23 protein-coding genes are annotated in these 24,867 nt (G+C 44.1%); all 23 read right to left on the reverse strand.

Annotated elements, in window-relative coordinates; all coding sequences use genetic code 11:
* Positions 1–132: 132 nt before the first annotated feature.
* Complete coding sequence (locus tag BM210_RS15200) at positions 133–2,688, reverse strand: FtsK/SpoIIIE family DNA translocase (RefSeq protein WP_091169693.1); 2,556 nt, start codon at positions 2,686–2,688, stop codon at positions 133–135.
* A 78-nt stretch (positions 2,689–2,766) separates the two neighbouring features.
* Positions 2,767–2,988 carry a YlzJ-like family protein gene (locus BM210_RS15205; protein ID WP_091169694.1) on the reverse strand — a complete coding sequence of 74 codons (222 nt, stop codon included), beginning with the start codon at positions 2,986–2,988 and terminating at the stop codon, positions 2,767–2,769.
* Positions 2,985–3,728, reverse strand: a complete 744-nt coding sequence (locus BM210_RS15210; protein ID WP_091170280.1) for a ClpP family protease — start codon at positions 3,726–3,728, stop codon at positions 2,985–2,987. Before BM210_RS15210 ends, BM210_RS15205 begins: the two co-directional genes overlap by 4 nt.
* Positions 3,729–3,915: 187 nt before the next feature.
* Positions 3,916–5,592, reverse strand: coding sequence for a ribonuclease J (locus tag BM210_RS15215; protein ID WP_091169696.1), 1,677 nt, complete (start codon positions 5,590–5,592; stop codon positions 3,916–3,918).
* Between the two features lie 198 nt (positions 5,593–5,790).
* Positions 5,791–6,666, reverse strand: a complete 876-nt coding sequence (gene dapA / locus BM210_RS15220) for a 4-hydroxy-tetrahydrodipicolinate synthase (protein WP_091169698.1) — start codon at positions 6,664–6,666, stop codon at positions 5,791–5,793.
* Between the two features lie 21 nt (positions 6,667–6,687).
* Positions 6,688–7,905 (reverse strand): aspartate kinase, encoded by a 1,218-nt coding sequence (gene dapG, locus BM210_RS15225; protein ID WP_091169700.1) that lies wholly within the window; start codon positions 7,903–7,905, stop codon positions 6,688–6,690.
* 78 nt (positions 7,906–7,983) lie between these two features.
* A complete protein-coding gene (locus BM210_RS15230; RefSeq protein ID WP_091169702.1) occupies positions 7,984–9,024 on the reverse strand; it encodes an aspartate-semialdehyde dehydrogenase in 1,041 nt (346 codons plus the stop codon).
* Between the two features lie 38 nt (positions 9,025–9,062).
* Complete coding sequence (locus BM210_RS15235; protein ID WP_091169704.1) at positions 9,063–9,656, reverse strand: dipicolinate synthase subunit B; 594 nt, start codon at positions 9,654–9,656, stop codon at positions 9,063–9,065.
* Positions 9,653–10,552 (reverse strand): dipicolinate synthase subunit DpsA, encoded by a 900-nt coding sequence (dpsA, locus tag BM210_RS15240; RefSeq protein WP_091169706.1) that lies wholly within the window; start codon positions 10,550–10,552, stop codon positions 9,653–9,655. The genes BM210_RS15235 and dpsA overlap by 4 nt, the downstream gene beginning before the upstream one ends.
* Before the next feature lie 132 nt (positions 10,553–10,684).
* Positions 10,685–11,131: a dUTP diphosphatase gene (gene dut / locus BM210_RS15245; RefSeq protein WP_256223645.1), complete on the reverse strand. Its 447-nt coding sequence runs from the start codon at positions 11,129–11,131 to the stop codon at positions 10,685–10,687.
* Entirely contained in the window at positions 11,124–12,374 is a 1,251-nt protein-coding gene (locus BM210_RS15250; RefSeq protein ID WP_256223646.1) for a M16 family metallopeptidase, read from the reverse strand. The genes dut and BM210_RS15250 overlap by 8 nt, the downstream gene beginning before the upstream one ends.
* 53 nt (positions 12,375–12,427) lie before the next feature.
* The gene (locus tag BM210_RS15255) at positions 12,428–13,465 is read right to left on the reverse strand and encodes a polysaccharide deacetylase family protein (protein ID WP_091169713.1); all 1,038 of its coding nucleotides are present in this window, start codon (positions 13,463–13,465) and stop codon (positions 12,428–12,430) included.
* 117 nt (positions 13,466–13,582) lie between these two features.
* Positions 13,583–15,685, reverse strand: a complete 2,103-nt coding sequence (gene pnp / locus BM210_RS15260) for a polyribonucleotide nucleotidyltransferase (RefSeq protein ID WP_091170283.1) — start codon at positions 15,683–15,685, stop codon at positions 13,583–13,585.
* Between the two features lie 345 nt (positions 15,686–16,030).
* A complete protein-coding gene (gene rpsO, locus BM210_RS15265; RefSeq protein ID WP_091169715.1) occupies positions 16,031–16,300 on the reverse strand; it encodes a 30S ribosomal protein S15 in 270 nt (89 codons plus the stop codon).
* 150 nt (positions 16,301–16,450) lie between these two features.
* Positions 16,451–17,401 carry a bifunctional riboflavin kinase/FAD synthetase gene (locus BM210_RS15270; protein ID WP_091169718.1) on the reverse strand — a complete coding sequence of 317 codons (951 nt, stop codon included), beginning with the start codon at positions 17,399–17,401 and terminating at the stop codon, positions 16,451–16,453.
* Positions 17,402–17,442: 41 nt separating this feature from the next.
* The gene (truB, locus tag BM210_RS15275; protein ID WP_091169720.1) at positions 17,443–18,369 is read right to left on the reverse strand and encodes a tRNA pseudouridine(55) synthase TruB; all 927 of its coding nucleotides are present in this window, start codon (positions 18,367–18,369) and stop codon (positions 17,443–17,445) included.
* On the reverse strand, positions 18,366–19,367 hold the full coding sequence (locus BM210_RS15280) for a DHH family phosphoesterase (protein WP_091169722.1): 1,002 nt from the start codon (positions 19,365–19,367) through the stop codon (positions 18,366–18,368). The genes truB and BM210_RS15280 overlap by 4 nt, the downstream gene beginning before the upstream one ends.
* Positions 19,364–19,720 carry a 30S ribosome-binding factor RbfA gene (gene rbfA / locus BM210_RS15285; protein ID WP_076232862.1) on the reverse strand — a complete coding sequence of 119 codons (357 nt, stop codon included), beginning with the start codon at positions 19,718–19,720 and terminating at the stop codon, positions 19,364–19,366. Before rbfA ends, BM210_RS15280 begins: the two co-directional genes overlap by 4 nt.
* Before the next feature lie 5 nt (positions 19,721–19,725).
* Entirely contained in the window at positions 19,726–22,554 is a 2,829-nt protein-coding gene (infB, locus tag BM210_RS15290; protein ID WP_091169724.1) for a translation initiation factor IF-2, read from the reverse strand.
* Positions 22,547–22,873, reverse strand: a complete 327-nt coding sequence (locus tag BM210_RS15295) for a YlxQ family RNA-binding protein (RefSeq protein WP_091169727.1) — start codon at positions 22,871–22,873, stop codon at positions 22,547–22,549. The genes infB and BM210_RS15295 overlap by 8 nt, the downstream gene beginning before the upstream one ends.
* A complete protein-coding gene (gene rnpM / locus BM210_RS15300) occupies positions 22,866–23,177 on the reverse strand; it encodes an RNase P modulator RnpM (RefSeq protein ID WP_076232854.1) in 312 nt (103 codons plus the stop codon). Before rnpM ends, BM210_RS15295 begins: the two co-directional genes overlap by 8 nt.
* 35 nt (positions 23,178–23,212) lie before the next feature.
* Complete coding sequence (gene nusA, locus BM210_RS15305; RefSeq protein ID WP_091169729.1) at positions 23,213–24,310, reverse strand: transcription termination factor NusA; 1,098 nt, start codon at positions 24,308–24,310, stop codon at positions 23,213–23,215.
* A gap of 47 nt (positions 24,311–24,357) precedes the next feature.
* The gene (gene rimP / locus BM210_RS15310) at positions 24,358–24,816 is read right to left on the reverse strand and encodes a ribosome maturation factor RimP (RefSeq protein ID WP_091169732.1); all 459 of its coding nucleotides are present in this window, start codon (positions 24,814–24,816) and stop codon (positions 24,358–24,360) included.
* Between the last annotated feature and the right edge of the window lie 51 nt (positions 24,817–24,867).

Consider the following 24,867-nt stretch of genomic DNA (forward strand, 5'->3'; position numbering starts at 1 on the left):
CACACTCCCATTTCATAATGGTAAACTTTTTAAGGTTATTATGAGATAGGCAGGACGCTTATATGCATACAGAAGATTAAAAGCATAATGAACAAAAAAACATGCCGGCTCAATAACACCGACATGCTCATTTTATGAACTCATTCTACCTTGATACTGTTCTAGTGATACCAATACCTCACGCGGCTTACTGCCTTCATAAGGTCCTACTACACCCTTTGCCTCCATGGAATCGATCAACCTGGCAGCACGTGTGTAGCCTACTCGCATTCTCCGCTGAAGCAGAGATACAGATGCCTGCTTGGCTTCCAAAATAATTTGAACGGCTTGGTCATATAATTCATCCTCAATCTGATTGGTTCCTTCAGACTGCTCTTCAACCTGTGGAACCATATCCTCCACATAATTGGCCTGTTCCTGGTTCCGAACGAAGTTAACGACCTCTTCCACCTCATTATCGGACAAAAAGGCCCCCTGCACACGTACAGGCTTAGAAGCGCCCATAGGCAGGTATAGCATATCCCCTCGACCCAACAGCTTTTCAGCGCCAGCCATATCCAATATGGTACGGGAATCGACATTAGATGAAACGCCAAACGCAATCCGAGATGGAATATTCGCTTTAATAACACCGGTAATAACATCAACAGAAGGTCTTTGCGTAGCAATAATTAGGTGAATACCTGCTGCACGGGCCATTTGCGCCAATCGGCAGATCGCATCCTCCACATCGTTAGCAGCGACCATCATTAAATCGGCAAGCTCGTCTACAATAACTACAATGTAGGGAAGCGGAGCTCCGGACTTGGTTTCCAGCAGCATCGCATTATAACCTTCCATATTACGAGTACCGCTTTTGGAAAACAACTCGTACCGTTTTTCCATTTCAACGACCACTTTTTTTAAGGCAAGCGATGCTCGTTTCGGGTCGGTTACAACAGGCGCGAGCAAATGAGGAATTCCGTTATATACGTTCAATTCCACCATTTTCGGATCCACCATCAGGAAACGAACTTCATTCGGCTTGGCTTTATATAAAATACTCGTGATGATCCCATTAATACATACAGACTTACCTGATCCGGTCGCCCCTGCGACGAGCAAATGCGGCATTCGCGCCAGATTTCCGACTATCGGTTGTCCGGCAATATCACGTCCTAATGTAATTGACAGCTTGGCACTCGAATCCTGAAAAACAGCCGTTTCCATTACCTCACGCATCGTTACTATCGACACTTCAGCATTAGGCACTTCTATCCCAATCGCAGCTTTACCTGGTATGGGTGCTTCCATCCGAATATCTTTAGCTGCCAAGGCTAAGGCAATATCATCTGTCAGACTTACAATCCGACTAACCTTGACACCAACATCCGGCTGGATTTCATAACGGGTTACGGATGGTCCGCGTACAACCTCAAGAACCTTAGCTTTGACACCAAAGCTCTCCAGTGTAGCCTCCAGCTTGCGGGCAACCGCTTTATAGTCCAATGAATCGCCCCCTTTGAGAAGGCTTGGCTTGGACAACAAGTCCAGTGAGGGCAGCACATACGGTTTCTGGGGTTTAACTTGGACATCCAAATTAGCAGCTTCCCCTGATTCCCTCGATGCTTCATTCGATTCAACAATCGGAGGCTGATCTACAGATTGCTCAACAAATCCAGCTGTAGGTGGCATATTCGATATCTCCTGCTGAACCTGCTCCTGAAAATCACGAATAATAGGTGTTGGAGACTCCTGCTCCGTCTCCACTTCTTCTCTTTTGTACACGGTCTCCTCCACAAAGCTCGGTTCACTTATAGGATCAGCTTGAGCCGATAACGACGGATCGATTTCAACGACATCAGGCCCGAATCCCGCAGCATGAGTTGGCTTTGGCTTTGGATGAACCCTATCCATAAACGAGGTAAAGGCTTTATTAGGTTTCTTCATTTTACGTTCCGGCCTCAATGTCTCTTCGTCAAATTCATTATCATCAGGAATAAGCGGAGCCACATAGGTCTTTTTCTTCACAATTACTTTTTCGGCCGCGACTGCCTTCTGATTGCGTTCTACCCACAATCGACGTATGTATTGTCCAAGCATCGTGTCTGCGAATGATTTTTTGCCCTTTATCTTCTCCATCATGTCGCCTAGTGTAAGACCGGTAACCAAAATAAACCCGATAATGAATAACGTATATTGGATCAATTGAGCACCAATTTTTACAAATAGAAAATAGAGAATTCCGTATAGTGCAGCACCAACCATTCCGCCTCCAACCTGATGAGTAAGAATAGCCTGTCCTTTATCGGTCGCATTGAAGCCATCAACCATACTAGCCCATGTTTGTGACCAAATCATGCCTGCTGTGTATGTACCTTTCGGGTAGAGCTGTTCAAACAAGCTGATATGACTCATAATAAGCAGTGCTACAATCATCAGCAAAATCCCCGTTTTTCGTGAGGTCCGCCAAGTCGGCCAATGACGTTTCACCATGACATACAAACCTGCATAAATACAAACGAGCGGTATGATGAAATCCCATGTTCCGATTAAAAATCGAAACAAATAGCTTAAAGCGCGAGCCACTGGACCTTCCCTGGAAAGTGCTATTACCGATAACGTTAAAATGATTATTCCATAGAGCTCATACTTTAAATTCGTTTTTATCGATTTCACAGACTTACGCTTCTTTTTTGGCCTGGCCAAGACGGCTCACCCCCAAGAATAAAGTATACCATACTTTGGGGATAAGCTTAATCGTCTTGTAAAAATCGGACTTCAGAACTAACCGACAGGTCGAAATTCGATGATTTTTCCAGGACTGTAGTTTGGATTCAGGTAATCCTGCGGATTCCCGCTTCTTAATCTCACAATGGTCGCCTGTGTAGCATTTATCGGCTGAACTTCCAAATCAACTCCGTTAACCGTAATGTCCATACAAGCAGCATCCATCGATTCCAAACCGCTCATCACTACCTCCATAGGCATGATCGTATACAGAGTCATTGGACCACTCCTCCAGGTATCAGCTTTCTATTGGCTTCTATGCGTCTATTCAGCTCTCTGATTCCGTCCCCCAAACCGCCTATAGTGTTAATGAGTCCATATTTAACGGCGTCAGCGCCAATAACCGTCGTTCCGATATCCCGGGTCAGTTCACCTGTTTTGAACATCAATTCCTTCAGCTTATGCTCAGAAATTTCGGAATGACTCGTTATAAATCGAATGACCCGCTCCTGCATTTTATCCAAGTATTCAAAGGTTTGTGGGACTCCAATGACAAGCCCATTCAATCGGATAGGATGAATCGTCATCGTAGCCGTTTCCGCAATGATCGAAAAGTCTGAAGATACCGCGATAGGAACCCCTATGGAGTGTCCTCCTCCCAATACGAGAGTAACTGTTGGTTTTGATAATGTCGCAATCATTTCTGCAATAGCAAGACCCGCTTCCACATCACCGCCTACCGTATTCAGCACGATAAATATGCCTTCAATCTTGGGATTCTGCTCCACAGCGACAAGCTGAGGTATCAAATGCTCGTATTTGGTCGTTTTATTTTGTGGTGGAAGCACTAGATGTCCTTCTACCTGCCCAATAATGGTCATACAAAATATATTGGATTCGCTAGCAGGTGCCGCCGTTTGGCCGAGCTGCTGAATCGTATCCAGCACGGACGGTTTTTTCAGCTCCTCATTCGGGTTCGGATTTACTGGCTCCTGCTCTTGCTGCTTGGAATTGTCCAACTTAGATACCCCCTTCAAATTCTGTTGATCTTTTTTAGTATGGGTGAATGCTGCAAAAAACATGCAAAAAAACCACCTAAGTCGGCTTAATAGCCATCTTAAGTGGTTTTGATATTTCGAGTATACAATGGATTTCAATAATTGGTTTATTTGTGAAAGGTTTCAAGTATAGACTGGTGGTCTTGGATCAAACTTCCATAATAATAGGAAGGATCATAGGTCTTCTTTTGGTTTGTTCATACAAGAATCGTCCTAATGCATCTTTCACATGGGTCTTCAGCGAAGCCCATTCATTTACATTTTCGCTCATTAACCGTTTCAGCGTACTAGCTACAATACGGTTGGCTTCATCCAGCAAGCCTTCGGATTCTCTAACGTATACAAATCCTCTGGATATAATATCAGGTCCAGACAAAATAGCGCCATCCTGCTTGCTTAATGTAACGACTACGACCAAAATACCATCTTGAGAAAGCAGTTTGCGATCTCTGAGTACGATATTTCCAACATCGCCTACACCTAGTCCATCGATCAAAATGTTACCTGCTGTTACCTTCGAGCCTTTACGTGCAGCACCATCAAGAACCTCCACAACATCTCCATTATCAACAACAAAAATGTTTTCTTTAGGAATTCCAACTGATTCTGCTAGTATAGCGTGTTGACGAAGCATCCGGTATTCACCATGGATAGGAATAAAATATTTCGGTTTCATCAAGTTAAGCATCAGCTTCAATTCTTCCTGTGAACCATGTCCGGATACGTGAACGCCTGTGATCGAACCAGGTCCGTAGATAACATGTGCGCCAATACGCATCAATTCATCAACCGTTCTTCCGACATACCGCTCATTACCAGGAATCGGTGTTGCTGCAATAATGACAGTATCTCCAGGCAAAATATCAACCTTGCGGTGTGTGGAACGTGCCATACGTGTTAATGCTGACATGGGTTCGCCCTGCGAGCCTGTCGACAATACGACAACACGATCTGCAGCCATTTTATTAATCTCTTCAGGTTCAATGAGCATGCCTTCAGGAATTCTCAAGTAACCCAGCTCCCCAGCAATCGAAACGACGTTCACCATGCTGCGACCGATAACGGTTACTTTTCTCTTCGTAGCTTCTGCTGCATCAATAACCTGTTGAATCCGATGTATGTTAGAAGCAAATGTAGCAATGATAACTCTTTGCTTGGCTTTACGGAAAACATCCTCAATTTCGGTTCCTACGCTTCTTTCCGATCCGGTGTAACCAGGACGTTCTGCATTCGTACTATCTGATAGCAGTGCAAGAACTCCCTTACTTCCCAGTTCAGCCATACGGTGAATATCCGCATATTGTTCATTAACCGGAGTTTGGTCAAACTTGAAATCACCCGTATGAACTACATTGCCTTCTGGTGTCGCTATGCATACACCTACAGAATCAGGAATACTATGATTCGTTTTAAAGAACGACGCAGTCATGCATCCAAGACTTAATTCCGACTCTGAATTGATCAGATTTCGTTTGGTGTCTCCAAGTAAACCTGCTTCCCTTAGCTTGGTTTCGATAAGACCCAAAGTTAGCTTGGTTGCATAGATGGGAACATTCAGCTGTCTCAACACATACGACAGACCACCGATGTGATCCTCATGACCGTGTGTGATAATAATGCCTCTTACCTTATCCCGATTTTCAAGTAAATAACTAATATCCGGTATAACAATATCGATGCCGAGCATGTCCTCTTCAGGAAATTTCAAACCGCAATCAATGACTACAATGTCATTAGCATACTGAACCACATACATATTTTTTCCGATTTCACCCACGCCGCCCAGGGCAAAGATCGAGAGCTTATCTACAGTTTTCTTAGACAATTAAAAATACCTCCTATTTTAAGATTGACGACGAATTTGCATGAGCCTTTAACCAAAACCTGAACCAAAACCGCACCAGTCACTTGCCACCATTATACATGAACAAAAACTACAAATACAAGCTACTGCGTTTGCAACTTCAATTATTGTCTAAATAAATAAAACCGATGCTTAAAGAAAGCACCGATTTCAAGAATCTCATTTCAACAAGGAGTCAATGAATCTTCCTTCTTCTTCGGTTGCGATCAATAACGGCAGACGTACTCCGCCTACATCCACGCCTTTGCTGTTTAAAGCATATTTAACGGGAGCAGGATTCGGAACTCGGTGAGGACAATTAAATAACCCCTTCATCACGGGGTGTATCTTAGCATGAACTTTTGCCGCTTCACGAGTATCGCCTTGTAAGTAACAGTTTATCATACTTTTCATTTCTTTACCAATTACATGACTGGCTACGCTAATAATGCCATGTCCCCCAACGGACAATACCGGTAACGCCATCGTGTCATCACCGCTGTATACAAGAAATCCAGGTGCTGCGCCGCTAACTATTCTCGTGATCTGATCCAGATCAGCACAATCTTTGGTAGCTACTATATTAGGTATATGCGACAGTCGAATCGTTGTATCGGCATCAATGTTAATACCCGTTCTGCTTTCTACGTTATACAAAATACAAGGTATGGAAACCGATTCGGCAATCGCTTTAAAATGCTGATATAAACCTTCCTGAGACGGACGGTTATAATAAGGGGCTACCAATAAAAGAGCATCTACCCCCAGCTTCTCCGCTTCTTGCGATAAATGGATGGAGTGAGCTGTATCATTGCTGCCTGTGCCTGCAATAATTTTGCAGCGGCCGTTGGCGTGCTTGACAGCGAATGCAAACAATTCCAGTTTCTCTTCTTCCGTTAATGTAGGCGATTCACCTGTTGTCCCACTAATTACCAAACTGTCGTTAGCCTGCTCTTCTAATAAATAATCAATTAATATTCCAGTTTGATCCCAATTAATTTGCAAGTTGGAATCAAAGGGTGTGACCATAGCTGCGATTAATCTTCCGAAATCCACGGCAAATTCCTCCTAGTTTTATTAAAGGTGCAATTGAAATTTTTTGTGCAGCGCACGAATAGACGTAACCATATCCGTTCCTTGTACGAGCACCCATATCGTCGTATTGGAATCCGCTGATTGTAAAATTTGGATATCTTCCTCAGTTAAGGCTTCTACAATGTGTGCCATAATGCCAGGGACACCGTTCATACCGCCGCCAATGATGGAAACTTTGGCGCAATTAGATGTTAGTACAGGCTGATAACCAAGCTCGCTTAATATCGTTTTGGTTCGTATGGCTTCATCGTCAAAGACTGTGTAAGTGACTCCCGATGGATTAACATTGATGAAATCTACACTGATATGGTGCTTGGCCATAGCTTTAAATACCGTGAGTTGTAAATCATAAATGCCTTCCGCAGCAATAACCTGCACTTGCGTGAGGTTAGCGAAATTGGCAATTCCCGTTATTAATCTGTCCCTAATACAATCTGTATCAGGTACGATTGCTGAAGGATGAGTTACCAGCGTACCGAGTGATTTACTGAATGTAGAGCGTACACGGACAGGTACATTGCCACTCATGGCAACTTCTACGGCCCTCGGATGAATGACTTTAGCACCATTATGAGCCATATTGCATATTTCCATATAAGATACCTGGGACAAGGGACGGGCATCTTTAACAATTCGCGGATCTGCTGTTAAAATCCCATCTACATCCGTAAAAATATCTATCAGCTCTGCTCGAAGCGCTACACCGAGTGCTGTTGCCGAGGTATCGCTGCCACCACGCCCCAGGGTCGTAAAATCCTGATTGGACGTTTGACCTTGAAAACCAGCAACAATGACAACGTTTCCTTGATCTAACAATTCCACAATTCGTCTTGGCTGTATAGATACAATTTGCGCATTGCCATAATTATCGTTAGTGATAATACCTGCCTGCGCGCCAGTAAGCACTGTTGCCGCTATATCCTGCGCTCGAAGCAAGCTGCATAAGGTGGCTGCTGAAATGAATTCGCCACAGCACAAAAGCATGTCTTGCTCTCTGGGAGGCAACTGGTTGCCGTTGATATGGATCCAATCCAATAAAGTATCTGTTGCATAGGGCTCGCCTTTTCTCCCCATCGCCGATACAACGACTACTAGTTTATATTGTTGCTTCAATGCATCCTGAATATGTTCGATAACGTGTGCTCTGGCTTCGACGTTGGAAAGGGACGTGCCTCCGAATTTCTGCACGAGAATTTTCATGAGGTCCCCTTTTCCGTTGGAAACTGAAATATAGATTTATATATGAAAATAGGCTTCCCTTAAGAAGCCATCTCTCATTTAGTTTTGTTCGATTGCAATATACTCTGCAATCTGCACAGCATTCCAAGCAGCGCCTTTTAACAGGTTGTCGGAAACAATCCACATATTAAGTGCGCGTGGATTGCTTAAGTCACGACGAACGCGGCCTACAAATGTATCCAGCTTACCTGTTGCATCCGTAGCTAGTGGATATTGCTGTTCGTCCGGGTTATCCACCAACACCACTCCAGGAGCATCAGCTAGCAGCTGCTTGACTTCTTCCACATCAAAATCCTGTTTAAGCTCTACATAAACAGATTCAGAATGACCATAAATGACAGGAATACGTACGCAGGTAGTTGTAACTTCCAAAGTATCGTCGCCCATTATTTTTTTCGTTTCATTGATCATTTTCATTTCTTCATAGGTAAAGCCATTATCCGTAAATTTATCAATTTGTGGAATCGCATTAAATGCAATTTGATGTTTGACCGGTAAGGACGCGGCCGGTAAAATTTTGGGTTCAAACGTATTGCCTTCCAATACTTCTCTCGTTTGACGAAGGGTCTCATCAATCGCAAGCGTCCCCGCCCCAGAAACAGCCTGATAAGTCGATGCAATAATTCTTGAAATACCGTAGCGATCGTATAAAGGCTTTAATGCTACTACCATCTGAATGGTTGAACAATTCGGATTGGCTATAACACCCTTATGCTCGCTGATCTTGCCTATATTTACTTCGGGAACTACAAGAGGAGTCTCCGCATCCATGCGATAAGCACTAGTATTATCGATACAAACCGTACCGCGTTTAATTGCCTCTGGAATTAATTCGAGGCTGACACTGCCGCCAGCACTGAATAATGCTATATCAACACCTTCGAAGCTGTCCGGTGTAGCAACTTTCACTTCAATGGAATTGCCTTTAAAATTCAGCTTGGTTCCGGCAGAACGTGGAGAAGAAAGTAATTTTAGAGTTTGAATGGGGAAATTGCGTTCTTCCAACAAACGAATGATTTGTTCTCCTACGGCACCTGTTGCTCCAACAACAGCAACATTGAATAATTTTTGATTCGACATCTGTTCGTCTCTCCCCTGTGCATAATAAGCAGTCGTTATTAATAATTAAAACGTTCAATCACCATAGGCTGAAGCTGCTTTCCTTGAAGCGCATCCTCACAGGTTTCCATGATCAGATCCATACGGGCAACAAGTGAATTCGGCTTCAAGGCAGGTGCATCCTGACCGAATGGAACAAAATATATATTTTTGGTAATTAACAATTTACTGATATTCATGGCATTGAGCCCTAAGCCATCATTGGTGGAAATCGCCAATACCAACGGTCTGAGATTACGCATCTGTGCTTTAGCGGCCATCAACACAGGACTTTCTGTCATCGCATTAGCCAGCTTGCTGGTCGTATTTCCCGTACAAGGAGCGATGACAAGCACATCTAGCAGTTTTGAAGGTCCTAATGGCTCAGCATCTACAATAGAAGTAATGATATCATTACCTGTAATCTCTTTCAACTGCCTTTGCCAATCTTCAGACTTGCCAAACCGTGTATCCGTTGTAAGTATGGTGTAGGAAACGATGGGTATGACCCGCGCACCTGCATCAACAAACCGCTTAATTTGCGGCATGACTTCTTCAAATGTGCAATGTGACCCCGTTAAAGCGAAGCCTACCGTTTTCCCTTGCCAATTCATTCCGCTTTCCTCCCTTGTCCTTCATCCTCAAGAATCATACGACTCAAGGTGTCAGCGATGATGCGACCGGCTGTCTTCGGTGCAACAATTCCGGGGAGTCCAGGAGCGAGCATTGCTTTGATCCCTCTCTTCTCGGCAAAACGAAAATCCGTTCCTCCGGGTTTGGAAGCCAAATCAATGATCACAGCTCGATGTGGAATATTGGCAATAATTTGCGCTGTGACTATCATAGACGGAATTGTGTTAAAAAGCAAGTCAATATTAGCTGCCTGAGCGTACAAATCATGGGTATAAAAAGGTGTAAATCCCATCTCTAAAGCTCTCGCAAAATACTCCGGTTTGTTGACTCCAACCTTTACTTTTGCTCCGAGTCCATACAGCGTTCTGGCGAGTGTAATCCCAGTTCTTCCGAAACCGAGCACCATGGAAACTGATCCGTGAATCGTAAAATCGGTGTTTTGAATAGCCATCATAATGGCGCCTTCTGCCGTAGGAATGGAATTGTAAATGGCGACCTCGTTTAAGTCAAACAACTCAATAAGCTGAATCGAGGATTGAGCACACAAATTGCGCAAATACGGCTTAGCCATACCTGTGAATACTTTGGCATGCTTCGGCAGCGCCCTGATATGCTGCTCGGTTAATAGCAGCTCGGATGTGGAAAATATACTTTCGACAAATCCTTTGTCATCCGTGCCTACAGCGGGCAAAATGACTGCGTCAATCGTTTCCAGTACCATGGGAGTTAGTTCTGCTTTGGTAATACCGCTGAAACCGTTTTGTAAATTATCAAAACCGATTAGAACAACGGAAGCATCCAGCTCAGTACATTTATTTATGACTTCAAGCTGCCTGGCGTCACCGCCGATCAAAGCCACTTGAATTCCTGTAAGCATGCGTTCTCACCTCTTTCTAATCGCTATCGCTAACTCATCTTATGCGCTGGCCCAATGATGGGTTACTGTACGCAAAAAACACCTTTTCGCCCGATGAAGCATCAAGGCAAAAAGGTGTTCTTGGGTTCGCAATTACTGGGTACCGGTATGTCCAAAGCCACCGGAACCACGTTCTGTCTCTGTAAGCACATCCACTTCTATAAGCTGTACAGAAGGGACTAGCTGAAATACCATCTGTGCAATTCGTTCGTTTCTTTGAATGATAAAGGTTTCCGATCCGTGATTGATCAATAGCACCTTTACCTCTCCCCGATAGTCCGCATCGATCGTTCCTGGGGAATTTAAACAAGTGATTCCATGCTTTAAAGCCAAGCCGCTGCGTGGACGTATTTGCGCTTCGAGCTCAGGTGGCATAGCCAATGTCAATCCAGTAGGAATCAATAACCGTTGACCGGGTTGAATCTCAACTGGCGATGTTACAGCTGCATAAAGATCAAAGCCACTAGCTGAAAGCGACATTTTTTGAGGAAGCTGCACATCCTCGTTACCAGGCAGTCGCTTCAATTGAACGTTAAACAAGCTGATCCCTCCTGAAGCCTTCCAATACTTTATCCGTTTGGCCAACCATGGAGAGCGCAAAAGGCGTCGAAAGCATTTCCAATGTAAGCTCTTGTATATGATCCAGCTGTACATTTTCTATCCGCTCAATGATTTCATCCATATCATAATGACGATCCAGCATCAGCTCGTTTTTGCCCAATCGATTCATACGACTGCTGGTGCTTTCCAGACTCAGGATCAAACTCCCCTTCATCTGCTCCTTGCCTTTTCTGAGCTCAGAAGCGGTCAAGCCTTTCTCCTTAAGCTCACTTAACAGCTCCATCGTCACCTTCAGTACGTCCTCAGTTTGCTTAGGTGCTGTTCCCGTATAAATCGTAAACATGCCACCATCCTGATAAGAAGTATGATAGGAATACACGGAATAGGCCATACCGCGTTTTTCTCTGATCTCTTGGAACAATCTTGAGCTCATGCCGCCACCAATTGCATTGTTCAGCAGCACCATCGCATACACGCGTTCATCCTTTGCGGATAAACCCGGTAAAGACAAGCAAATATGGTTTTGCTCTGTTTTTTTCTCATGGTATTTCAGATTGCTATGAAACGTTGGCGGCGTATATAAGATTTCTGAACCATGGTTATTGAATCCGGAAAAGTGCTGCTCCATCAGCTGCACTATCGAATCATCAATATTACCTGCTATCGCAATAACTGTATTTTCAATCGTATATTGATTTTTCATAAATTGCTTTAGGGTATCTGAATTCATGGCCGTCAGATTCGGTTCGGTTCCAATTATCGTATATCCCAGCGAATGATCCTCATATGCAGCACTCGCAATCAGATCGTGAACCATATCGTCAGGCGTGTCTTCATACATGGAAATTTCTTCGAATATTACGTTTTTTTCCTTCTCCAGCTCGGATGGATCAAACGTTGAACGAAAGAACATATCAGCTAGCGCTTCCACTGCGATTGGCAGGTGCTCATCCAACACTTTGGCGTAATAGCAGGTATATTCCTTAGAGGTAAAAGCGTTCACATTGCCACCAATTCCATCGAACAGCTCGGCTATATCTTTAGCTGAATACTTATCAGTACCCTTAAATAGCATGTGCTCGATAAAATGGGATATTCCGTTGTTATGCTTCTGCTCGTTACGGGAGCCTGTTTTGACCCAAATCCCAAAGGCTACAGAACGGCACGTGGGGATAGGCTCCACGACAACCCGCAATCCATTGCTTAAAATATGTTTATTCAATAAAAGGAGCCTCCTTGTAAAGATGTTCGGTTAGTAACCTTATGATCTTACCACTATTGGGTAATAGACTCAACTTCGTCAATCCGATTTGTTGAGATTAACTCGCTAACTGTTCCGAGTTTCATTTTTTTGCGCTTAATCGTACGGATGATTTCCTGTAAAGCTTCACTCGATGAATAGGTGGGATGCATCAAAATCAGAGCTCCCGGCTCCACACGAGATGCTACTTTTCGAATAATGGACGATGGTTGCGGTTTTTGCCAATCAACGGTGTCCAACGTCCACAAAATCGTTGTAAGCTTTAACTCTCGAGCTATGTCCACTGTCGCTTGGTTAAAATCGCCTGAAGGTGGGGCAAACAAACGATTGGTTACCCCCAGCTCATTGGTCAAAAGCTTCTCGGTTTTGCTGATCTCTGCTAAGGTCTGGGCTCTGGAAAGCTTACTCATATCTTTATGGGAATAAGCATGATTGGATAGCTCATGTCCTTTTTCTTTGATGAGCTGAGCTGTGGGGATATTCTGTTTTAACCAGCTTCCATCAAAGAAAAAGGTTGCGTGGACCTGCTCTTCCTCCAGAACCTTAAGCATTTTGGGTAAAAACTCATTTCCCCAAGCAACATTTATCATCAGCGAGACCATCGTCTTCATTGGATTGCCTTTATATACAGGATGCGAGCCCAACTGCTCTAATTGGACAGCAGGCTCAACCTCACGCATGGCCAACCGAAGCTGATTTCTGAATAATAGCTGCTCATTGAGCGCAACTGATTTTTCCACATCGACCTCCAGACCATTATATCCTGGAATGGCTTTCCACACCCGATCCAATCTGGCATCGACAGGAGCGATATTTCTTTTGGCCGCCTCAGCCTGAATTTGTTTCAGCAGTTCTTCTCGATCTCCGTTTTGCAGTCCCTGTTTCATCGTATCCACAGAAGATTTGGATTTATTGCTAAAATTAGCCGCGGAGGCATTTGTATACTGCTGTTCACTGTGTTGAACGAATGCACCAATACTGTCGGATTTATACAGCAACAGCGTTGCTGTTACGAACAATCCACAGAGGATTACAACCTGTAAACGTTCCATGAACCCGCTCCCATCATTAGATCGTTTGTCCGATACTTATGCAGGAGTGGACAAGAATAGAACAAAAAAAGAGGCAGACGGATCTGCCTCTCTAATCCTTGTTTACGATCATAACCGTTAAGATTGTGCTGGTGCTTCTGTAGTTAATACTGCTTTACGAGACAGGTTGATCCGGCCTTGCTGGTCGATTTCAGTAACCTTTACCGTGATGGTATCGCCAATAGCGACTACATCCTCTGTTTTGGCAACACGCTCAGACGACAGCTGTGAAATATGTACCAAACCTTCTTTACCCGGCAAAATTTCTACAAACGCTCCAAACTTCTCTACCCGTTTAACGGTACCCAGATAAATTTCACCGATGACTACTTCTTTTACGATACCTTCAATAATAGCACGAGCTTTATCATTCATCTCTTGATTAGAAGATGCAATGAACACACGGCCATCTTGTTCGATATCGATTTTCACGCCTGTTTCTTCAATGATTTTATTGATGATTTTACCGCCAGCACCAATAACATCACGAATTTTATCCGGATTGATATGCATCGTAAGAATTTTAGGGGCATATTTAGACAGCTGTTTCTTCGGTTGTTGGATACGCTCCAGCATTTTTCCAAGAATATGCATACGTCCCACTTTGGCTTGCTCCAAAGCTTGATTCAATATATCACGGTCAATACCGTCGATTTTGATATCCATTTGCAAGGCAGTAACACCCTTAGCTGTTCCTGCAACTTTAAAGTCCATATCGCCGAGATGATCTTCCATCCCTTGAATATCACTCAAAATCGAGAAATGCTCGCCATCCTTGATTAAGCCCATCGCCACGCCGGCAACTGGAGCTTTAATAGGCACACCTGCATCCATCATTGCTAGTGTACTTGCACAAATACTTGCTTGCGAAGTCGAACCGTTCGATTCCAACACCTCAGATACAAGGCGGATCGTATAAGGGAAATCTGTTTCAGATGGAAGAATCGGCTCTAAAGCACGTTCGCCCAAGGCACCGTGTCCAATTTCCCGACGGCCCGGAGGACGAAGCGGTCTTGCTTCACCTACGCTGAACGGAGGAAAATTATAATGATGCATAAAGCGTTTCGTTTCTTCTAGGTCAAGCCCGTCCAAAATTTGCACATCGCCAAGCGCACCTAGCGTACAAATGCTCAAGGCTTGTGTTTGTCCACGTGTAAATAAACCGGAACCATGGGTGCGAGGCAGCAGATCAATGTCGCATTCGATTGGACGGATCTCATCCAAAGCGCGTCCATCCGGTCTCACTTTGTCATGAGTGATCAAACGACGAACTTCGTCTTTTACGATATCGTACAACGTTTCCTTCACATCACCAAGCTTCTCCGGAGTTTCCGCATACTCAATTTTAAAATGAGCAACCGTATCTGCATTTACCAAATCAATAGCTTCTTGTCTAGCATGCTTCTCAGCAATTTTGACAGCATCGACTAATCTGGCTTGTGCAAAAGCACGAACTTCACTGTTCACTGTATCATCAACACGGTGCAATTTAACTTCCATTTTAGGTTTGCCGACTTCTTGAACAAGCTGTTCTTGAATGGCAACGATTTTCTTGATTTCGTCGTGACCAAACATAATAGCTTCAAGCATAACTTCTTCCGGCACTTCGTCTGCGCCTGCTTCAACCATCATAATCGCATCCTTAGTACCCGCAACAACAAGATGCACGTCACTCTTATCGGCTTGCTCCAAAGTCGGATTAATCACGAATTGACCACCCACACGGCCTACAATGACACCACCCACAGGTCCATTGAATGGAACGTCGGAAATGCTCAGAGATGCTGATACGCCAATCATTGCAGCGATTTCTGGTGAACATTCTTGATCCACACTCATCACGATGGCAACGACTTGAACATCATTACGAAAGCCTTCAGGAAATAAAGGACGAATTGGACGATCCGTTAAGCGGCTTGCCAAAATTGCCTTTTGGCTTGGGCGGCCTTCTCTTTTGATAAAGCCTCCTGGGATCTTACCTACCGCGTATAAGCGCTCTTCATAGTTAACCGTTAAGGGAAAGAAATCAAGATCCTTAGGCTCTGCTGAAGCGGTTACTGTACATAGTACCACGGTATCCCCATAACGTACGGTTACTGCTGCATTTGCTTGTTTGGCCAATCGGCCTGTTTCAAGGATGAACGGTCGTCCGCCCAAATCCATTTGCACTCTATTTTCCATAAAATCCTCCTGTACCTTGTCATGAAATCGGTTTGCATCAGCTTGATTGAACTTCACTTTCAGACCTCTGCTAAATTATCTACCTAATCATTTCTGCATACTGCTTAGTATTTCCTTCTTTTATGAAATAAATCTGTCGACTTAACAAGGAAAACAGCTCATTGAAGCTTGTCCAACGATGCTACATGCGTTTTCAAAACAGCAGCTTCCCTACATTATGTACTTGATTAAGCTTCGCTCAGCCAGTAAAAGCCGACATTATGAAAAAACAACCTTGCTGTCTCTGCCCAAGTCCAATCCGGACCCGAACAGCAGACAACCATGGTTGCTTTGTAATCAATCCTATTAGCGACGAAGACCAAGCTTTTCGATCAATGCGCTGTAACGTTTAACTTCTTTAGCTTTCAAATAAGCTAGCAGTTTACGGCGTTGGCCTACCATCTTCAACAATCCACGACGGGAATGATGATCTTTTTTGTGAGTCTTCAAATGGCTTGTCAAGTTCACGATATTTTCTGTAAGAATCGCGACTTGTACCTCAGGAGATCCCGTATCGGATTCATGAGTCTTATGCGTTTGAATCAATTCTTGCTTACGTTCTTGTGTAATTGCCATCGTTCTTCCACCTCCATAGTTGTATATCGCCATTGGCCCAGAGAAAAGTCGGAGTACTCTATTGTCCATGCCAAGGTTCTAAAAATGTTTGTCTTATTGACAACTTTGTTATTATAGCACAAAGGAATAAGTAATGTAAAGAACTTAAGCTTATTGAAAAATACTAACTAATTGCTGCTTCGCTGTTTCGGCATCTCTATGAATTTGCTCTATAAGTTCACCTACAGAAGCAAATTTACGTTCTGGTCGAAGGAAGGAAATCAAATCGACTGAAACCTCACTTCCATATATCGATTCCGAAAAATCAAATACATGTGCCTCAAACGTAGGCTTGTCTAGATCCTCCACGAAAGTCGGCTTCTTGCCAACATTCATCACACCATTATAACTGCGGCCATTGACGTGAAAACGAATTGCATATACACCAAGTGCAGGAGTAACAAACGCTTCTGACATTTCGATATTAGCAGTTGGAAATCCGATCGTTTTTCCTCTACCGTCACCCGTTACGACCGTTCCTGTAATGGAATAGGGCCGACCAAGCAAACCATTAGCTTTTTCAATTTCCCCAGCATGCAAATGCTGACGGACCATCGTACTGCTTACCTTATAGCCATTTTGATGAAAAGGCCTAATAATCTCCACGGCAAAACGTCCTTGTGCCAGCTCACACAAATCGTCAGGAGTTCCTGCCCCCCGATGACCAAAAGTAAAATCAAAGCCAACGATAACGGTTTCCACCTTCATGGGTATCAGCATATTTTCTACAAACTGCTCAGGAGACACTTTCATAAATTCAGGATTGAAGGAGACCAGATACGTATCATCCACGCCCAATTGCTCTAAGATCTGCAATTTGGTATTCACGGGTGTCAGCAGGTTTGTGTATTTACACTGTCCAAGCACTTCCCTGGGATGCGGATGAAAGGTCATAATCGAAGCTGAGATATGCAAGCTGTCTGCTCTTTCCCTGGCCCGCTTGATCACTTCTTGATGACCTAAATGTACACCGTCAAACTCCCCGATAGCCAGCACCTGAGGTTTCATTGCCAACGCATTATTCAACTTGGATATAGGGTAGTTCAATTCTGTGGACAACATAAATACAACATTCACCTACATTCTATCATTACGGCAACACACTATGAGAATACTTTTACTGGCTGCAGCTCCAAGGTGTCCTTATCCCATTGAAAAATGCCTAAAAATCGGGAGTCAGCAGAATAAGCTGTAACAAGATGTTGTGTATGTGTAGCGTGCAATGAATTATTTTCCGACGTAAAAATAAATTTTTGACCAAGAAGTGCTTTACGGGTTTGCGTTTCATTCAGATGCACCGCTGGAATATGTGCTAGAGCTTTTTCAACAGGAACAAGCTTATCGAAGAGCATTCCCTGGCTGTGAAGCAGCTCAATCTGTTCAAAGGTTAAGCACTGCTCCTGCTCGATACTTCCGGTGGAAGTCCTGACAAGATGCGACATAACTGCAGGGTACCCTAATGTTTTTCCTATGTCAACACATAATGTGCGGATATACGTTCCTTTGGAGCATCTTACACGAAAGCGGATTTCAGGATGAACAAGCTCCAAATTCATATGTAGGATCTGAATATCATAAATCGTTACTACACGTGATTTACGCTCAATCTCCAAACCTTGACGGGCCAGCTCATAGAGCCTTTTGCCATCTACTTTAACAGCTGAATACATGGGAGGCACTTGATTGATATCACCTAAAAACGAAAGAATAGCTGCAGTCACTTGTTCTTCGGTCAAATGCACATGATCCACCTGATCGATCACTTGGCCTCCAGCATCTTCCGTATCCGTCGCAAGTCCAATCTTAATCGTCGCTTCATATTCTTTAGGAAGCTCCTGAATATATTCCACAAGACGAGTAGCTCGTCCTACACAAAGCGGTAGAACGCCTGTAACTTGCGGATCCAGTGTGCCTGTATGTCCAATCCGTTTAATCTTCAATATCCCACGTACTTTGGCAACTACATCATGCGAGGTAAAGCCTTGCGGTTTCCAGACAGGCAGTATGCCTTCGAACAATTTCTCTGTCATCCCAATGCCAAACCTACTTCCTTAACCACACTGTCAATAGCCTCAATTAGAGAGCCATTTACCGAACAACCCGCGGCTCGTATATGCCCTCCACCACCAAATGATTTGGCAATAAGCGCAACATCAATCGTACCACCTGAACGCAGGCTTACTTTGACAATACCTCCAGCACGTTCCTTGAACAGAATTCCAACTTCAACACCTTCGACGTTTCTCGGATAATTGACAAGTCCGTCCAAATCATCATTGGAAGCCCCACTGGTTTGGAGATCCTCTAGGGATACTGCGAGCCAGCCAATTCTTTTACTGGAATCAAATGTGAGCGTGTTCAAGCTTTTTTTAATCAAAGAGATTTGAGGATAGGATAGCTTTTCCAATAAATGCTCTGCCAATTCGTGACCTTTCACACCTCGCTGCAGCATATCAGCTGCAATTTGCATGACCTTGGGAGATGTATTCGCATAACGAAAACCTCCGGTATCTGTTAACAGGCCTGAATAAATACAAATATTCAACTCATCGGAAAATGCAATGCCCAGCACCTTGCCTAAATCATATAGCACTTCTACAGAAGCAGCGGCTTCCGCCAAAACCAGATTCACACTGCCAAAAAGATCATTTGTGGCATGATGGTCTATATTGAGGATTACAGCATCCTCGGCAAACAAATGGTGTACACGGCCAATCCTTGAAAAATCAGCACAATCCACACTAATCACATGTTTATATGAAAAAGGGATCGTGTCTGCATCATAATTAAGAATCGTCTGCTGAGAGCCTGCCATATACATATACTTCTTAGGCATTTCCCCTTCATTCACCAGTGTATACCGCTTGCCAAGAGATGACAGCATCCAGGCTACCGCAAAGGTGGAACCAGCGGCATCCCCATCCGGCTGGATATGGGATACCACTAAGAAATCATCCTTTGTTTGAATAAATTGTGCCGCTTCATTCAATTGAACGGAATACGAATCCGAATGAGTGAACACGGTCATGGCTGGGAATTCTCCAAATTAAGCTGACCAAGCAGCTTTTCAATATGGCTGCCATAATCAATGGAAGAATCCAAACCAAATATTAAATCAGGTATTTTACGCAACCGAATTCGTTTGCCAAGCTCAGAACGAATGAATCCACTGCCGCGACTCAGCGCCTTCAGTGTTTCCACCTTTTGCTCGTCGGTACCAAGAACACTTAAAAATATTTTGGCTTGGGACAAATCATTCGTCACTTCTACACCGGTTACGGTAATAAAACCGATACGCGGATCTTTAAGTTCTGATTGAATGATTTGGCTCAGTTCCTTCTTAATTTGTTCACCGACTCTTCCAACTCTAACTCGTGCCATTCAGATCACCTCTCGACTGTTTCCATGATGAAAGCTTCAATAATGTCGCCTTCCTTAAGGTCATTGAATTTTTCAAGGGATATCCCGCACTCGTAGCCTTGCGAAACTTCCTTGACATCATCCTTAAAGCGTTTCAACGAATCGATGTTGCCCTCAAAAACAACGATACCACCACGGATCAAACGCATTTTTGCATTACGAGTAATTTTCCCGGATGTGATCATGCAGCCCGCAATAACACCGACTTTGGTAACTTTGATAACTTGACGTACTTCGGCTTGGCCAAGCACAACTTCCTTGAAGATAGGATCCAGCTTACCCTTCATAGCATGCTCAATTTCCTCAATAATTTTGTATATAATACTGTGCAGACGGATGTCAACCTTTTCCGATTCCGCTGTATTTTTGGCTTGTGGCTCAGGACGAACGTTAAAACCGATCACGATTGCATTCGAAGCAGAGGCCAAAATAACATCAGACTCCGTAATCGCACCTACACCATGATGAAGAATTTTAACACGAACACCTTCGATTTCAATTTTAGCAAGTGAACCGCGAAGTGCTTCGACCGATCCTTGTACGTCACCTTTAATGATAACGTTAAGATCTTTAATTTCACCATCTTTAATATGCTTATACAGATCATCCAAGGTTACCCGAACATTAGCGCCCATTTCGGATTGTCTCAAAGTAACTGAACGTTTTTCAGCAATAATTCTTGCTTTACGCTCATCCTCGAAGCAGATAAATGGATCACCCGCTTGCGGCACTTCTGTCAAGCCCGTAATTTCGACTGGAGTTGAAGGACCTGCCTCCTTGAGTCTCTTACCTTTATCGTTAACCATTGCCCGTACACGACCAAAGTTAACGCCAGCTACGAAGCTGTCACCAACACGCAAGGTACCATGCTGAATCAATACGCGAACTACAGGGCCTTTACCTTTATCCAGCTCAGCCTCAATAACCGTACCTCTGGCGCGCTTATTCGGATTAGCTTTAAGCTCCTGTACTTCAGCTACAAGCAGAATAGTGTCCAGCAAGTTATCAAGCCCAATACGCTGCTTGGCTGAAATGTTGCAGAAAATCGTGTCTCCGCCCCACTCTTCCGGTACAAGCTCATACTCAGTCAATGCTTGTTTGATTTTTTCAGGATCGGCATCTGGCTTATCGATCTTGTTTACTGCTACGATAATCGGAACCTTTGCTGCCTTGGCGTGTGCAATAGCCTCAACCGTTTGCGGCATAACACCATCGTCTGCGGCAACAACAATGATCGTGATATCTGTTACCTGTGCACCACGTGAACGCATCGATGTGAAAGCTTCGTGACCTGGTGTATCCAAGAACGTAATTTTCTTATTATGCGTCTCTACTTGGTAAGCACCGATATGCTGGGTAATACCGCCTGCTTCACCTTCAGTGACACTTGTTTTTCTAATTGCATCCAATAATGTTGTTTTACCATGGTCAACGTGTCCCATGATCGTAACTACTGGAGGACGTTCGATCAAATCCGCTTCTTCATCAACTTCTTCAAAGGTTTCAAAACGGTCTTCCGCAACTGGAATCTTCAATTCGACTTCAACATTGTAGTCACTTGCAAGCAATTGAATAGCATCCAGATCCAGCTCTTGATTAATGGTTGCCATAACGCCAAGGAATAACAGCTTTTTGATAACTTCAGAAGCATCCTTATGCAGGGACTTTGCCATTTCGCCAACCGTCATCGTTCCACGAACGATAATCTTTTTCGGTGTGTTGTCGATTTTTTCTTTTTTCACTTCCGGGTATTTACCGCGTTGTTGATTTCTATTGTTGCCGCGGCCATTTTGCGGGCCTCTGGAGCCGCCTGATCTATTGCCGTCCTCAAAACGTTTGTTAGGACCAGCAGTATTTTTCTTGACAGGCTTGTTTCTGTTATCATCGTTGTCTAAAGAAGGTCTTTGAGGTCCAGCACCTGCTGATTTATTAAAAGAACTCGGTGCGTTGGAACTAAACGGTTTTCTATCTGCTGATGATGATGCAGGACGCGGTGAGCGCTGCTCACCTGGACGGCTGCTTGCACTGCTGGTACCTGTAGTTGGGCGACTGCTGCCACCAGCTCCGCCTGTTGAACCACCAGTCCGGTTGCCTTGATATCCACTCCCAGCGGGACGACTTTGTCCACCAGTTTGGCTGCTTCCGCTACCCTGTGAGCTGCGGTTTTGATAACCTCCGCCTTGTGAGCTTCCAGTTCCTTGCGAACTGCGGTTTTGATAGCCGCCTTGCGAGCTCCCTGTTCCCTGTGAGCTGCGATTCTGATAGCCTCCACCTTGACTGCTGCCAGTGCTGCTACCACTGCTTGGACGTTGATTGTAGCTGCTTCCACCCTGCGAGCCTTGGCCCTGAGGACGACGGTTCTGATCTTGTGAAGGACGATTCGAACCGCCTTGATCTGGTCTACGCGGTGCTCCATTACTCGTTGTTGCTGTCGATGTTGATGATTGAGCCTGTGGTGTACTGCTGCTTGAGGTACTAACAGATGCAGCCTGATCTTGCGTGGTCGGGGCTGGCTTAGACTCCATTTTGATAGTAGCCGCCTCTTTGGGTTCTGAATTCGTATTACTTGAAGTGCTGCCTGCATCGCTTGTACGCTTAGCTGCCGCATTAGCCTTTACATCCTTGAAAAACTTCTCTACACTGCTCACTGTATCATTCTCCATTACGCTCATATGGTTGTTCACGGGTATATCCAGTCTTTTTAAGATGGTAATAATTTCTTTGCTGCTCATATTTAAAGACTTGGCATATTCGTAAACCCGAAGCTTATCTTTATTATTGTCTTGTTTATTCAATACCGTCCACCTCCGTACGATTTTCCAGACTTTTCTTTAGCATTTTTGCAAAACCCGCATCGGCAACAGCAATCGTGACTCTTGATTCTTTTCCTATACTAGCCCCTAAACGCTCCCGACTCCCAAACTGGATGACAGGAACTCCAAAGGTCGTGCATTTATCACTTACTTTTTTACAGGTATTAACCGCGGCGTCCTCCGCAACAATGACAAGCTTAGCTTCACCTTTACGTACAGAATCGATAACCGATTCCTCACCCGTAACGATCTTGCCTGCTCGCATGGCCATACCCAGGTTGTTGTAAAATTTGTTATTCATCGTCCACCAACGTTTCTTTGCCGGCAATAAACTCATCTTCGACTTTGATGAAATCCTGTTCCAAAGCATCGTAGATATCCGGACTTACCGGTGACTTGAGCGCACGGTCTAATGCGCGACTTTTTTTGGCCAGCTTAAAACACGACTGTTTGCCGCATAGGTAAGCGCCACGTCCTGCCTTTTTACCGCTCAGATCGATCAATAGCTCATCACTCGGCGTTTTTACAACGCGAATCAGTTCTTTCTTCGCTTTCATTTCCTGGCAAGCTACACATTTGCGAAGAGGAATTTTTCTTGGCTTCATCCGGTATCACCCTCTATATATGCCAATTGCACTTATTAATCTATACTGATTGAATCCTGATGCATCTCTTCGCTGTAGGTTTTTTGACGACCATATTCTTGCTCAGCCTGAGTCTCACTCTTGATGTCAATTTTCCAGCCTGTCAATTTAGCCGCTAAACGAGCATTTTGACCTTTGATTCCAATAGCCAAGGAAAGCTGGTAATCAGGCACGATTACTCGAGCCATCTTTTCATTTTCAAATACATTGACTTCAATCACCTTTGAAGGACTTAGCGCATTCGCGACATATTCGTCTACTTGCTCCATCCAACGCACGATGTCTATTTTTTCACCTTTAAGCTCATTAACAATCGTCTGTACACGGATCCCCTTAGGACCTACACATGAACCTACCGGATCAACTTCTGCGTTGCGGGAATGAACCGCAATTTTGGAACGAAAGCCAGCTTCACGAGCGACAGAACGAATTTCGACAACACCATCAAAAATTTCAGGAACTTCCAGTTCGAATAATCTTTTTAGAAGTCCAGGATGCGTGCGCGATAAAATAATTTGTGGACCCTTAGTCGTATTCTCAACCTTGGTAATGTAAGCTTTAACCCGATCACCCTGCTTGAATTTATCCGTAGGCATCAATTCAGTCAGAGGCAGTGCAGCTTCAATCTTACCTAGATCGATGTATACATTGCGTAAATCCTGACGCTGTACAATTCCCGTCACAATGTCTTCTTCTTTATCAACAAAGGCATTATAAATGAGTCCGCGCTCTGCTTCGCGTATCCGCTGTGTAACGACCTGCTTGGCAGTTTGTGCGGCAATACGCCCGAAATCACGTGGTGTTACTTCGATTTCCACAATGTCGGTCAGCTGATAGTTAGGGCTGATTTCCCGCGCTGCTTCCAACGAAATTTCCAGTCTCACATCGAGTACATCATCCACAACTGCTTTGCGTGCGTAAACTTTGATTAATCCTGTATGACGATTAATGTCAACACGGACATTTTGTGCGGTATTAAAATTGCGTTTGTAGCTGGAAATCAGAGCCGCTTCGATTGCATCAATCAATACTTCCTTGGCGATTCCCTTCTCCCTTTCGATTTCCGATAGTGCATCAATAAAATCCATATTCATCGGATGGAGTTCCCCCTCTCAAATAATCCATAAAATAATGTAGCTTCTTAAAATACAATAGCCAGACGGGCACTGGCCACTTTGTCATAAGGAATTGCATGCTTTTTTTTACCAGCTTCGATTTCAATCGTTTGCTCGTCAAACGAAAGCAGCTTTCCCTCGAATTCCTTCAAGCCATCAACAGATTCGTACGTGGTTACAAACACATGTTCTCCTACAGCTTTGTAATAATCCTGCACCTTTTTCAGGGGACGTTCAGCGCCAGGTGAAGATACCTCCAAGAAGTAAGCTGTTGGAATCGGATCATTTTCATCTAATTTTTCACTTAAATATTCACTAATTCGGCCGCAATCGTCAATATCGATGCCGCCTTCTTTGTCTGCATACAACCGAAGAAACCAGTTACTGCCTTCTTTGACGTATTCAACATCAACCAGTTCAAATCCGTTTTCTTCCATGAACGCCTGCATCAGTGATTCTACTACGGATTTTATTTGTGCGCTCAATCCGTTTCCTCCTATCGTAAACGAGAGTCAGAACGCTCTCAGGTCTATAAC

It is taken from the genome of Paenibacillus sp. 1_12 (assembly GCF_900114475.1).
Taxonomy (GTDB): domain Bacteria; phylum Bacillota; class Bacilli; order Paenibacillales; family NBRC-103111; genus Paenibacillus_S.

Bases quoted from the DNA above. Each gene is read 5' to 3' on its own strand.
- BM210_RS15205 (WP_091169694.1), bottom strand. From the start codon at position 2,988: ATGACTCTGTATACGATCATGCCTATGGAGGTAGTGATGAGCGGTTTG.
- dapG (WP_091169700.1), bottom strand. From the start codon at position 7,905: ATGAAAATTCTCGTGCAGAAATTCGGAGGCACGTCCCTTTCCAACGTC.
- BM210_RS15230 (WP_091169702.1), bottom strand. From the start codon at position 9,024: ATGTCGAATCAAAAATTATTCAATGTTGCTGTTGTTGGAGCAACAGGT.
- BM210_RS15235 (WP_091169704.1), bottom strand. From the start codon at position 9,656: ATGAATTGGCAAGGGAAAACGGTAGGCTTCGCTTTAACGGGGTCACAT.
- dpsA (WP_091169706.1), bottom strand. From the start codon at position 10,552: ATGCTTACAGGAATTCAAGTGGCTTTGATCGGCGGTGACGCCAGGCAG.
- BM210_RS15255 (WP_091169713.1), bottom strand. From the start codon at position 13,465: ATGGAACGTTTACAGGTTGTAATCCTCTGTGGATTGTTCGTAACAGCA.
- pnp (WP_091170283.1), bottom strand. From the start codon at position 15,685: ATGGAAAATAGAGTGCAAATGGATTTGGGCGGACGACCGTTCATCCTT.
- rpsO (WP_091169715.1), bottom strand. From the start codon at position 16,300: ATGGCAATTACACAAGAACGTAAGCAAGAATTGATTCAAACGCATAAG.
- BM210_RS15270 (WP_091169718.1), bottom strand. From the start codon at position 17,401: ATGTTGTCCACAGAATTGAACTACCCTATATCCAAGTTGAATAATGCG.
- truB (WP_091169720.1), bottom strand. From the start codon at position 18,369: ATGACAGAGAAATTGTTCGAAGGCATACTGCCTGTCTGGAAACCGCAA.
- BM210_RS15280 (WP_091169722.1), bottom strand. From the start codon at position 19,367: ATGACCGTGTTCACTCATTCGGATTCGTATTCCGTTCAATTGAATGAA.
- rbfA (WP_076232862.1), bottom strand. From the start codon at position 19,720: ATGGCACGAGTTAGAGTTGGAAGAGTCGGTGAACAAATTAAGAAGGAA.
- BM210_RS15295 (WP_091169727.1), bottom strand. From the start codon at position 22,873: ATGAATAACAAATTTTACAACAACCTGGGTATGGCCATGCGAGCAGGC.
- rnpM (WP_076232854.1), bottom strand. From the start codon at position 23,177: ATGAAGCCAAGAAAAATTCCTCTTCGCAAATGTGTAGCTTGCCAGGAA.
- nusA (WP_091169729.1), bottom strand. From the start codon at position 24,310: ATGAATATGGATTTTATTGATGCACTATCGGAAATCGAAAGGGAGAAG.